This is a genomic window from Capnocytophaga sp. oral taxon 380 str. F0488 (genome assembly GCF_000318255.2).
GTDB lineage: Bacteria > Bacteroidota > Bacteroidia > Flavobacteriales > Flavobacteriaceae > Capnocytophaga > Capnocytophaga ochracea.
In genome coordinates this window covers 1-12,832 of sequence record NZ_KB291196.1, presented here as the reverse complement: position 1 = coordinate 12,832, position 12,832 = coordinate 1, and the positions used below count along the sequence as shown (strand labels likewise).

Sequence of the window (12,832 nt, the reverse complement as noted above, 5' to 3'; positions counted from 1 at the left end):
GGCTCTACAGTGGGTCTACAGTGGGTCTACAATGGGGCAACAGTGATGAATAAACGAAGGAATAACGAAGGAATAACGAAGGAATAACGAAGAATGAACGAAGGAATAACGAAGAATGAACGAAGAATGGACGAAGAATGGACGAAGAAACAATAAATCTAAGATGAATGTAAGGTGAATAGAAGGAGTAAATGTGTTGTGTATATGACGGTCTTTTGGTGCTGAAAGGGGGAATTTGTACAATTGTTATTATTTTACTACTTTTGCCAAAAATTCTGTACTGATGGAAGCAAATGTTATCAGAGCTGGAAATTACAACGTTTATTTTAATGAGGAAGGAACTGATTTTATCAATCGAATAGTTGCGGAAAAACGTCCTTCGAAGCTGTTTTTGTTGGTGGACAGTCATACCAATGAAAAATGTTTACCTGTGTTTTTACCTACTCTCATTACTGATATTCCGATAGAAATTATAGAAATAGAACCGGGAGAACTGCATAAAAACCTCGATACTTGTACGCAAGTGTGGCACGCACTTTCGGAATTAGGAGCCGACCGCAAGAGCTTGCTCATAAACGTAGGAGGAGGAGTGGTAACCGATTTAGGAGGTTTTGTGGCTTCTACCTATATGCGCGGAGTGCCCTTTATTAATGTGCCGACGAGTTTACTGGCAATGGTAGATGCCTCGGTAGGGGGGAAGACGGGGGTGGATTTAGGTCCTTTGAAAAATCTTGTAGGAGTGATAAACAATCCGTTGGGGGTGGTGATAGACTCGCAATATTTAGGAACGTTACCTGCTGAGGAATTGCGTAGCGGAATGGCAGAGATGTTTAAGCACGGACTTATTCGCTCGGAGGCTTATTGGAACAAAATGTGTGATTTGAGAAGCCTTTCGTTAGCTGATTTAGACAGCCTTATTCACGAATCGGTGGTGATAAAGAACGAGGTGGTAATGCAAGACCCGAAAGAATGTGGATTGAGAAAAATACTGAATTACGGTCATACGTTGGGGCACGCTATTGAGTCATATTGTTTGGAAAACCCTAATCGCCAATGTTTGTTGCACGGAGAGGCTATTGCGATAGGAATAGTGTTGGCTACTTACCTATCGGTGAGAAAGTTAGGTTTCCCTAAGGATAAATGCGATAAGGTGAAAAGCGTGTTGGGAGAGTATTTCAGCAAACAAACTTTTCATAAAGAGGATATTGAGGATATTTGTGAGTTGATGCGTTTTGACAAGAAGAATGTAGCGGGCAGAGTACACTTTGTGCTTTTGGAGGAGATAGGCAAGCCTAAAACGGATTGTGTAGTGCCTGAGGAAGAGATTTACGAGGCATTTGAGTACTATAGTGCGAGCCACACGAGGAGATAAAAGGTAAGACGTAAAAGGTAAAAGGTAAAGCCAGCGAGGGCTCACAGCTGGGTGTGTGGAGGCGGATTAATTAGCAAATGAGGAAATGAGAAAATGAGGGAATGGGAAAATGGAGAGATGAGAAAATTTGACTAATAAAACAATAATTAATTATGACAACCTTTTTTAGGACGTGACAGTGATTTTTTTGGGTGAATATTAAGTGAGGAAGCAAAAGAAATTAAAAATATATAAAGAATTAAACATTGAGATATAGCAATTACAATAGTATTTTTTGGTTATTTATTTTGGTGGTGTTGCAAGGGTCGGCACAAAGTTATTGGCGCAAAGCTGATTTCTCGACTCAGCGCAGTGCAGCAGTAACTACTAATAACCCAAATTATCAGTATTTTACACTGAATAAAAAGGCGTTTGCACGTGCTTTGGAAACCGATAGTAGACGCAGTGAGGCTACCGTTCAGATACCTGATGCCAACGGAACACTCATTACTTATCGCATTGCACCTACGCAGGTTCTTTCGGAAGCAGTTGCACGAAAATATCCTTCTATTAAAACTTTTGTGGGTAAATCAGTAACTGACCCCTCTAAACATATTCGTTTTACGTGGAGCGATTATGGGCTTGATGCTATTATGGAAGAAGATTTGAGCTATTCGTTTATAGAAGCAGAAGATAAAGAAGGTGTTTATTACAGGGTTTATCGTCGTAAGGATATTGAAAAAGCATTCATAGACTGTAAAACATTAGATGTGCCTACTCTTTTACAGGAAAGTAAGGCGGCTCAACACCCTTCATTTCAGACTAAACCTATGCAACGTACTTTTCGCATTGCAATTGCTTGCACCCACGAATATACTGATTATTTCTGGGGGAAGGCTTCAGCTTTTGCCCAAATAGTCAGTACGCTAAACCGTGTAAATGAGGTCTATGGGCAACAGCTGTCGATTGTTTTTCAGTTAGTTTCGGACGATAGTATAGTATATGAGACTAAAGATACTGACCCTTTTACGGGTATTAACTACGAAAAAGAATGGTACGACAATAAAGCTCTTGTATTGCAACAAGTTTTGGACAACAAGATAGGTAATGCTAATTATGATATAGGGCAGTTGTTTCACAATGCCGCAGAAGGAGGTAATGCAGGTTGTATAGGGTGCGTGTGTACCAACGACCGCAAGGGACAGGGATTTTCGTCTTATCCGTTTGCTTACGTACGCAATAGAAGTGCTTTTGATATAGATGTAGTAGCTCACGAGATAGGACATCAACTGGGGGCACGGCATACTTTTTCTTATCGCAGAGAATATGGGTCGGGGTCGCAGATGGAACCAGGTAGTGGTACTACTATTATGAGCTACGCAGGAGTTACGCGATATTATGATGTACAACAGAATGCTGACCCTTATTTTCATCACCGCACTATTTACGACATTACAGATAACCTACAAGGCAAGTCTTGTGCTACCGAAAATTCTACGGGCAACACCCCTCCTGAGATACCCGACTTGAAAAGCTACACTATTCCGTATGGAACTGCCTATTTATTAGAAGGTACTGCTACCGATGCTGATGGCGATGCGTTGCTTTATACGTGGGAAGAAAGCGACAATTATACAGAAACGGGTAATTATTATTTTTCACCTACAATACGTTCAGGAGCTACGGCACGCTCTATGAAACCCTCAGCACAATCATATCGCTATATCCCGCGTTTGGAACGTATAGTAGCGGGTACGCTCACCCAGCAAAAACCTAAAAAAGGAGATGCTTGGGAAACAGTGCTCAACATAGGGCGTACCTTGCATTGGACTTTTATGGTTATCGACCGTCCTTTAGCAAGCAATCAAACAGGAAATACAGCTTATAAAACCATTGATGTGGTAGTGAGTGCAGATGCGGGTCCGTTTAAAGTGAGTTCGCATACCGAGCAAAGCACCTGGTATGTAGGACAAAAAGTAAGTTTGCAGTGGGATGTAGCTAATACAGATAAAGCACCTGTGAATGCCGAAAAAGTGAAGATACTCTTTTCGACTGACGGCGGAGTTACTTTTTCGCATACCTTAGCTACGGGCTTACCTAATAACGGGAAAGCTGAAATAAGTGTGCCTGATGCTATTAAAACGCAGCAAGGAAGGTTTATGGTGAAAGCTGAAGAGAACCTATTTTTGGCAGTGAATGCAGGGAATATCACCGTAAAAGAAGATGACGATGTGGATAATGACGGCATACCTTCGCGTATGGATAACTGTCCGACTGTAGCCAATCCTGACCAAGCTGATGCTGATAATGACGGTATAGGCGATGTTTGTGATGACGATATGGACGGTGATGGGATTTTAAATGTTTTGGATAACTGCCCTACCGTGTCTAACACTACCCAACAAGACACTGACAACGATGGTATAGGAGATGCTTGCGATAACGATATAGATGGAGATGGTTTCTTAAATGACCAAGATAATTGTCCTAATGTTTACAATCCAGACCAAGCTGATTTAGACGATGACGGTATAGGCGACGCTTGTGATGACGATGTAGATGGCGACGGAATCCCGAATGCACAAGACCCACAGGTGGATTATGTGCTTATCTCCAACGCTTTTACTCCTAATGGCGATGGGGTGAATGATACTTATGTGATAGCGCGCGCTGAACGATACCCTAATAACACCCTGTATATATTCAATACCTTAGGGCAATTAGTATACTCGGCTCACGGGTATAAGAACCAATGGGACGGAAAGAAATCTGATGGTACCTTAGTGCCACAAGGTTCCTATGTAGCTATTTTCAGCATTGACGGCAGTGAAAAGAACAAGAAACAACTTTGGATTTACATTAATTATTAAGAAGAGAAAAACACAGAATCCTATGAAAAAGATATTATTAAGTATATTGGTAATAGGCACAAGTGCTTTGCACGCACAAGCTACAGACCCTACATACATTTTTTATCAACAACACGAAAACCTAATAAACCCAGCGGCAGTGGGAATGGAGTTTGGACACACTATTTCGGTGGATATACGCAACCAGTGGCGAGGAATGACCGAAGCCCCACAAACACAAACCCTTTTTACTACGCATCGTTTGAGTGACCGCGTGGGGTTAGGTTTTTCATTGGCAAGCAACAAAGTGTTTATACAGAAACAAGCAGGCATTTACGCTGATTTCTCGTATGCAATACCCATTTCGTACAACTCGCGATTGATAGGAGGAATTAAATTTGGCGGTGATTTCTATAATATAGACGGCAGTGATATGACGTATTACAACGGCTTGTATAACCAATATTACCCTAATGGCACACGTATGCACCCTACTTATTATTACGACCCTTATTTGCAAACCATTTCAGGAAAATTCCAGACTAACTTTGGGGCAGGGCTGTATTATGACCACCCTAACTTTTACGTAGGTTTTTCTATCCCTAATATGCTTGCTACCGATAGGGTGCGAATGGATAACGACCAAATGACTTCTTTAGCCGAAACGATGTACTTCTATACCATAGCAGGCTATTACTGGCGTCTTACCCCCGATTTCACTATTAAACCGCGTTTGCAGATGCGCTTAGCCAAAGGCGAATATCCCTCGACCGATATTACAGTAGCAGGAAACTTTTTGGAACGAGCAGAATTAGGGATTACTTATCGCACAGATAAAGCTGTGAATGCTTATGTGTTATTTAACATTCCTAACTATTATGTATCTATAGGCTATGGTTTTGAGAGCTATTTTCAAACCCATATGAATTTACAATCGCGCAACTCTCACGAGTTTTTGGTACAATTTAAATGGTAAGGCTAAGAGGTGAAAAATGATACGAAGAGTGTTATTGTAATTCAGAATTTAAGTGTTTGAGTTGTTTTTGTTTTTAATTGTTAGTTTATATTGCCTTTACTCAAATATTGGAGCTTTGTAGTTATAATTTGCTCTTATCCTTTATTAGAAGAAATTATTATCAGAATGAAAAGAAGATTACTTATCAGTGTTCTTTTGCTTATCGCAGGAACATTACAAGCTCAATCTATAGATCCTACGTACATATTTTATCAACAACACCAAAACTTGGTGAATCCAGCTGTAGTGGGTATGGAAAAGGGGCATACTATTTCAGCAGACATTCGTAACCAATGGCGAGGAATGAATGAAGCTCCTCAAACGCAAACCTTTTTTACCACTCACAAGATAACTGACCGCGTGGGCTTAGGGCTTTCAGTGACCAATAATAAAGTATTTATTCAGAAACAAACGGGTGTTTTTGGAGACTTTTCTTATAGAGTGCCTATAAACGAACATTCTAATATCGTAGGAGGAATTAAGTTTGGAGGAGAGTTTTTTAATATTGATATAAGCCAAATACGCACATATAATCACTTGTACAATGCGGGACAGAATGCTACGCGCTACGACCCCTATTTGCAAGATATCTCGGGGAAGTTCCAATTCAACTTTGGAGCTGGAGTTTATTATGAATTGCGTGACTTTTATGTAGGGCTATCTATCCCCAATATGCTCGCTTCTGATAAAGTGGGTATGGAAAATGATGTAATGACTTCCGTTGCTGAGAATATGTTGTATTATGCAATGGCGGGCTATCATTGGCACATTTCCTCTGATTTTACTCTAAAGCCAAGTATACAAATACATCTTGCTAAAAAACAAGAAGCCTCAACAAACTTCACTGTAGCTACTGACTATTTAAACCGTGCTGAGGTAGGGCTTACCTATCGCACTGATAAGGCTTTTAGTTCTTATGTGCTCTTCAATATCCCGAATTATTATTTATCAGTGGGATATGGTTTTGAAACCTACTTTCAAACACATCTCAATTTACAATCGCGTAACTCTCACGAGTTTTTGGTACAAGTGAAGTGGTAGTGTGAGCCGTACGAGCAATTATTTTACTGTATATTGTAGCGTAGTATACTGTGCCACCCGAAAACTTCCAAGAGGGTTCTCACGAGAATTTCCTTTGTTCACAATATTACCTATGGGGCGCGTAGGAATAGTAAACGGACCTTGTCCTTCTGATAATCTTATAAGCATTTGCACAAATTCTTTGTATTGAGGGTGAATCCGATAAAGTGTTACGTTTACAATATCTCCTTTGTTTAACTTATCATTATTGAGTCCTATCATTATAAAGAAAAACTTATAGTTAGCTATATAGTTATCGTCCAAAGTCCCGTAAGTAATTTTTTTGCTACTACTTTGTGTCAGCCTTACTAAATAAGCATTGGCTACACCATCACTAATACCGTCAAAGTAGAATTTTAACTCTATTTGGTCACCTAAAAAGCCTCCGTTTTCTTTCTGTGCTATTTTGTCAGAAGGTATTATAGGAGCTTCAAGCATTTTGCTCTTAGCAGTATAGGTTTGTCCGTTGAGTTCTATGATAAGTTCATAGTCTTTGCCCAATTCAGGAGTGATACCTGCGGGGAATACATAACGGCTACCGCCTTTTAATGTGGCTACGTTATCAGTGGTAATGGTAGAAGTACCGTCCCATAACGAGAGTTGGTACTCTTGTGTCTGGGTTTGAGTATGTGCTTTGATTTTCACAATGGCGTTATCAATAGCAGGTGAAGGCGTATCGCCAAAATAGGCTTCCGTATAACTGATGTCCACTACAGGATAGGCTTTTGTCTCTCCTTTCTTCCAATCGAGAGATGCATCAATCACTAACTTTTGAGGAGCAGAGTCCAATTTTAAATCTATGACCTCTTCACAAGAAGTTAAAGCTAAAGCACAGAGAAGTATAATATAAATATTTCTTATTTTCATAGTAAATAGAGGTTTAAGTATTAGAAACTAAAATTATAAGTTACACTGGGTATGATACCAAAAATAGAGAGTTTAACGGCTTCATTTTTATGGGTGTCTAAGTTCTCACGGAAGGAAACACTCACAGCATTCTTGCGGTTGTACACGTTGTAAATACCGAATACCCATTCGCTTTTCCAACGCTTGTTTGGGCGTTGTGGTGTATAGGTAGCCGAAAGATCCAAACGGTGATAAGTAGGCAAACGGTATTCATTGCGTTTGCTATAGTCAGGAACACTCTTTCCTAAGTAGTTATAACGTCCTACGGGGTAATTAGTAGGTAAGCCTGATTGAAAGTTAAATACAGCTCCGAATGTCCATTTAGTAGAGAGCTCATAGGTAGCCGTAATCGAAACATCGTGAGGTTTGTCGTAGGGAGCACTATACCAGTCGCCGTAGTTGATACCTATTTCTTCAGGAGTACGTCCTTTGGTTTGCATTTCCGATTTTGAGAGCGTATAAGCTATCCACCCAGTAAGTTTACCGGTGTTTTTACGCAATAATAGTTCCAAACCGTAAGCTCTGTTTTCCCCTGTTAGCAATACTTGTTCAATCGCTTCGTTAGCAATGAGGTTCGCACCGTCTATATAGTCTAAGCGATTTTGCACTTTCTTGTAATAAGTTTCAACCTCTATGCTGTATTTATCGTCCGAGAAGTTAGAAGCATAACCCAACGCCACTTGGTCAGCTAACTGTGGTTTGATAAACCCATCACTGGGTGCCCATACGTTCAAAGGCGAAGGCGAAGCTGTGTTAGAAATCAAATGTACATATTGAGCCGTACGCGCATAACTTGCTTTTATTGATTTATTATCGTTGAAAGCATAGCTCATAGTAAAGCGCGGTTCGAAGTTAGAGTACAAATTTATAATACGGTTGCTACCGTAGTACTTCGTCCCAATAGGAGTCGCTTTCTGATAGATTTGTCGGCTCGTGTTAAATACCACAGGGTTATCATCTTTATACACATTTACAGTACGCTTTCCTAAGTGATAAAAATTACTGAATCGCAAGCCGTATGATACCGTAAGAGCATCTCCTAATTTCTGTTCGGCATCTATATAAAAAGCTGTTTCGGCAGCGTATTTATGGTCAAGAACCTTTTCTTTGATAGTAGAGGCAGGAGATTTAGGGAGGACTTTACCAGGTTTGAAGATATAATATAATCCTTGGAAGCCATAGGTGAATTTAAACTTCTCTGATACATAGTTCTTGAAATCATATTTTAGGTTGAAATTCTCTATCCCTGAAGTCCATATCATATCAATCCAGTTAAAGTCAAACTTATAGTCGTAATTGCTATAAATAGCAGATAAATTAGAGAAGAGCTTCTCAGTAAATAAGTGATTCCAACGTAAATTCACTAAAGCATTACCATAAGCATTAGTAAGGTTATCGCTCAGTTTAAAAAGGTCTCTACCAAAGTAACCCGAAAGATACAGCGCATTATTTTGGTTCAGTTGGTAAGAGAGTTTTGTATTGAGGTCGTAAAAGTACATCGAATTTTCATTGTCGCTCAGTTTAAGGAAGAGATGAGCGTAAGAGGCGCGACCTCCTACTAAAAACGACGCTTTGTCTTTCACTATAGGACCTTCCGCAAGTAATCGTGAAGAGAGCACCCCTATGCCCCCTGTAGCCCCAAATTTGTTCTTGTTACCCTCTTTCTGATAAATATCCAAAACTGAAGCGATACGTCCGCCATAACGTGCTGGAATTCCTCCTTTGTAGAGCTTCATATCACGTATAGCATCAGCGTTGAAGACACTCAAAAAACCAAAGAGGTGCGAAGCGTTGAAAATCGTTGCCTCATCAAGAAGTACTAAATTCTGGTCAGCAGCACCTCCACGCACGTTAAATCCTGATGATGCTTCGCCTGCGTTGCTCACACCTGGCATCTGCATCAGCGTTTTGATAATATCTACTTCACCTACCAATACAGGCAGTTTCTTCACCGTAGCGATAGGAATAGAAGCTACACTCATTTCAGGCTTGCGTACTGCTGTTTTCTGGGTTGTGGCATTTGCAGTTACGTCTACTCCTGTAAGCTGAATAGTCTCAGGCTTCAGTTTGTAATCTTTGCGGATATTCTTGTTTAGTACTATAGTTTCTTGGTGAGTACCATAGCCTATATACTCAATAGTAATGGTATATTTGCCTTCGGGCAAGGTAATAGAATAAAACCCGTACTCGTTGGTAGAGGTACCTGTGTGCAGTTCTTTGATGATAAAGTTTACCCCTAAGAGCTTTTCGCCGTTAGAAGCATCAGCAATCGAACCACTAAGGGTGTATTTGTGCTGTGCAAAAACAGCAGTTGTAGCTACTAAAAACAATAGTAGCAAACATTTTCTTTTCATATGTTACTGTTTTTATTTTTCGGTACAAAAGTATAAGACAAGATGTTTATAGCACTTATCTATTTCTTTTAATAAGTTATCAATTTTGTGTCTTTTTCAGCGCAAAGATATAACAATATTGTGGTTTATACAAAAAACTAATCAATGATTAGTGAAATAATAACCAACGCTTGATTGTTTTTTTACTAAACTTACAACTTCAAAAATCTACTAATTTACCAATTTAAAAAATACCTGTCGTGCTACGACTGCTTGTGTGGCTTGCACTTTCTATTCACTCTTCCATACAAAAAAGTCAGCAATTAGCTTTACACTAACTGCTGACTCTTATCTCATTTGTTAATTCATTAATTGTTTGTGCGACTCGCACCGACTCGCACTATTTTCCTTTACCACCGATAGCAGGGTCTTTCATTCCCTCTTCAATCATAGTGTAGAATTGGTCGAGCTTAGGCAATATCACAATACGAGTACGACGGTTTAGAGCGCGTCCGTTAGCATCACCATTGCTTGCTAATGGCACGTAGTAGCTACGTCCGGCAGCGGTCATACGTTCAGGAGCAACTCCAAAGTCTTTTTGTAATACACGTACAATCTCGGTAGCACGCATTACGCTCAAATCCCAGTTGTCACGAATACAACTTGTTTTGATGTTTACGTTATCGGTGTGTCCTTCCACCATAAACTCAAAGTCAGGTTTATTTTTAACCACTTTTGCAACTTTTTCAAGTACGCTCTTTGCGTTTTTAGAAATAGTGTAGCTACCACTGCTGAAAAGCATCTTATCAGAGATATTGATAAATACCACACCTTTTTCTACTTTGATGTCTACATCTTGGTCGTCTAAGTTACCCAACACTCCTTTGAGGCTTTGTACCAAGGCGAGGTTTATTGAGTCACGACGGGTAACAGCATCGCGCAAATTCTTGATAGTTAAATCTTTTTCACGCAAGCTTTCCAATGATTTTTCAAGGTTCTCAGCACCTTTTTGGGTAAGCGTAGTAAGGTTACCCATATTGTTGATGAGCTGCTGATTGTTTTCTTTGAGCAAGTCGTTCTGATTTTTCATACTCTCCAACTTGTGAGTCAAGTTGTTCTTTTCGTCTAAACACATATTGAGTTTTACGGTAGCAGTGTTTAGCAAATCCTCAGTCTGTTTGTTTCTTGCTTCTAATTCAGCATACTTCTTTTTGGATACGCACGATGTGGTAATTAATCCCAACACCGACATTGCGATAATAAATTTTTTCATATAGTTTATGTTTTAAAATTAATCAATAGGCAAATGTACGCCTTTTTTTATTATTGTGCAATAAAAATGCCAACTTTTCGTCTTATTTGCTTTTTGGCTTCTCTTTAGCCTTCTCTTTTCCAGCCTTATTGTCTTTTTTAAGCGACGGATTTGCAAGCAGATTTTCCTCCTCGTCTATCTCCTCAGGAGTCTTCATTCCCTTAATTTTCTTGGGTTTTATTTTCTTCTCCGCATCGCTAAAAATCTCTTCTTTACTGCGGATACGTTCATCACCTCGCCATATAAATTCCTTAAACTTACGGTCGTTCACGTGTAATTTATCGTCTGGGTATAAATTCCCCGATGGTTGTGTAATAAACACCGTTTGTTGTATTTGCTGGTCTTTGTTTAAATAGAGCTTAATATGACTACAAGTCAGTTTGTTGATGCCTACCAGCTCCTTAGCGTCGTTATACACGTAATAAATAGACTCGGTATTCTGCAAAAAGTCTATTTGTCGCAAAACATTTTTCTTGAATTTGCCATACAAGAACTTACCTTTCACTTGGTTATAGCCATCGCCCAAACTGTCTTTCTCTACCACCAGTGCGTTGTTAAACACTTTCAAAGAGTCCAATTGCTCGGTCTTCGTATTGGCAATCAGGTGAATATTGTCACCCGTCATTTGGCTTTCGCCTGTCCACGCTACAGGTTTGCCCACCATTTGGGTCAGCCCATTAGCCTCGTCAGAGTGAATTGAATCGCACTTGGCTTGCATATCACTTTTGAAAATACGAGCATCGGGGTAAGCGCGAATCACGCGGTGTTGCGGTTTGCCAGTAACCAAAATGCGCTTGCCGTGCATATACATCGAGTCTTTCTCTACTAATGTGATTACCACTGCCTTTTTGGTGATAAACATCGAATCTTTTGCCTTGTGAATTTCGCCGTAATGCCCTCGTACAAAGGTCTTGTTTACCGTGTCCGAAATGAAGATATTGTTAGAGCCCGAAGAAAACTGACGGCGTTTATCAAAATACAAACTATCGCCCACCAAGGTTTTCAGGTCGTATTCTATCTTGGCGTGCTTCATAAAATAACCCAATTGTCGACGCGTATCGTAAAAACCTCGCTCGCAATACACTTTGTAGTCAGCGCCCACAATGGTAGTTTTGCCGTAAAAATAGGCGTTGCCCGAATTGTGATAATAGTCCAACACCTGCGAATTAACCGTAAAATCTCTATTGACAATCTTTACCGAATTGGTAAATTGGTTTTTCTTGGTCGTTACGTAATACTTTCCTGTTTTACTGGTAAGCTCATTTTCAGGGTCAGTAATTTTCCCGAAATTGTTGTAATAAGCCTCCTGAGAGTTGCGGTCGAAGAAGAGTTCTTGGGTTTCCAGCGTCATATTCCCATTGCGCAATAGCACGTTCTCGCGGGCTACAGCTGTTTTAGTATTCCCTTTATACGATACGTACTGACTGTTCATTTGTAGCGTGTCGCCTTGTTGTAGCACTACATTGCCGTGTGCAATCACTTCGTTTTTCTCCTCGTAGAGCACTGCCAAATCGCACCACACGTCTAACCCTTGATGTCGAAACTGTACCCGTTGTCCGTCCGATTTAAAGATAGTAGCCCCAGGGTATTTCTCATTGTCAATTGTAAATTCCCCCCCGTAGATAATTTCGATACGGCGGGTCTTGCTATTGTCATTCTGAGCCCAAAGGTTAGTACAAAAGGTTAATAAACAAGTGAATAATATATAGTAATACGTTTTTTTCATTCAAATTCATTCCAATGATGGTGCAAAGATACGAAAATAATCATAAATGCCAATACATCTATGCCTCACACATCAATTTTTATACCATTCTCTTCCAGTTCACAGCCTTTACGGTTTCTATACTTCTCCTTTTTCGCCTCTATATACTTTCGTTTTTCCAGTCTTCTTCCTTCGCTTAATTAACACTTTTTAACTTTTTAATTTCAGCTCTTAACCCCTCATTCTTAACTACTTATATACCCTTTCTATACCAATCGTCC

8 protein-coding genes are annotated in these 12,832 nt (G+C 39.9%); 4 read left to right on the top strand and 4 right to left on the bottom strand.

Going from position 1 to position 12,832, the window contains the following annotated elements:
- Positions 1-283 precede the first annotated feature (283 nt).
- From aroB to HMPREF9078_RS04870, 4 genes are all read left to right on the top strand, one after another.
- Positions 284-1,372: a 3-dehydroquinate synthase gene (gene aroB / locus HMPREF9078_RS04885; RefSeq protein ID WP_009419635.1), complete on the top strand. Its 1,089-nt coding sequence runs from the start codon at positions 284-286 to the stop codon at positions 1,370-1,372.
- Between the two features lie 245 nt (positions 1,373-1,617).
- Positions 1,618-4,221: a thrombospondin type 3 repeat-containing protein gene (locus HMPREF9078_RS04880; protein WP_034542885.1), complete on the top strand. Its 2,604-nt coding sequence runs from the start codon at positions 1,618-1,620 to the stop codon at positions 4,219-4,221.
- Positions 4,222-4,243: 22 nt separating this feature from the next.
- Positions 4,244-5,176 (top strand): PorP/SprF family type IX secretion system membrane protein, encoded by a 933-nt coding sequence (locus HMPREF9078_RS04875; RefSeq protein ID WP_034542882.1) that lies wholly within the window; start codon positions 4,244-4,246, stop codon positions 5,174-5,176.
- Positions 5,177-5,341: 165 nt separating this feature from the next.
- Positions 5,342-6,256, top strand: coding sequence for a PorP/SprF family type IX secretion system membrane protein (locus HMPREF9078_RS04870; protein ID WP_009419632.1), 915 nt, complete (start codon positions 5,342-5,344; stop codon positions 6,254-6,256).
- Between the two features lie 18 nt (positions 6,257-6,274).
- On the opposite strand, the gene HMPREF9078_RS04865 is transcribed toward HMPREF9078_RS04870, so the two are convergent.
- The 4 genes from HMPREF9078_RS04865 to HMPREF9078_RS04850 form a co-directional block, all read right to left on the bottom strand.
- The gene (locus HMPREF9078_RS04865) at positions 6,275-7,162 is read right to left on the bottom strand and encodes a DUF4249 family protein (protein ID WP_009419631.1); all 888 of its coding nucleotides are present in this window, start codon (positions 7,160-7,162) and stop codon (positions 6,275-6,277) included.
- 20 nt (positions 7,163-7,182) lie between these two features.
- Positions 7,183-9,555 carry a TonB-dependent receptor gene (locus HMPREF9078_RS04860; RefSeq protein ID WP_009419630.1) on the bottom strand — a complete coding sequence of 791 codons (2,373 nt, stop codon included), beginning with the start codon at positions 9,553-9,555 and terminating at the stop codon, positions 7,183-7,185.
- 379 nt (positions 9,556-9,934) lie between these two features.
- On the bottom strand, positions 9,935-10,807 hold the full coding sequence (locus HMPREF9078_RS04855) for an OmpA family protein (RefSeq protein WP_009410200.1): 873 nt from the start codon (positions 10,805-10,807) through the stop codon (positions 9,935-9,937).
- Between the two features lie 82 nt (positions 10,808-10,889).
- On the bottom strand, positions 10,890-12,572 hold the full coding sequence (locus HMPREF9078_RS04850) for an OstA-like protein (RefSeq protein WP_009419629.1): 1,683 nt from the start codon (positions 12,570-12,572) through the stop codon (positions 10,890-10,892).
- Positions 12,573-12,832: the final 260 nt, after the last annotated feature.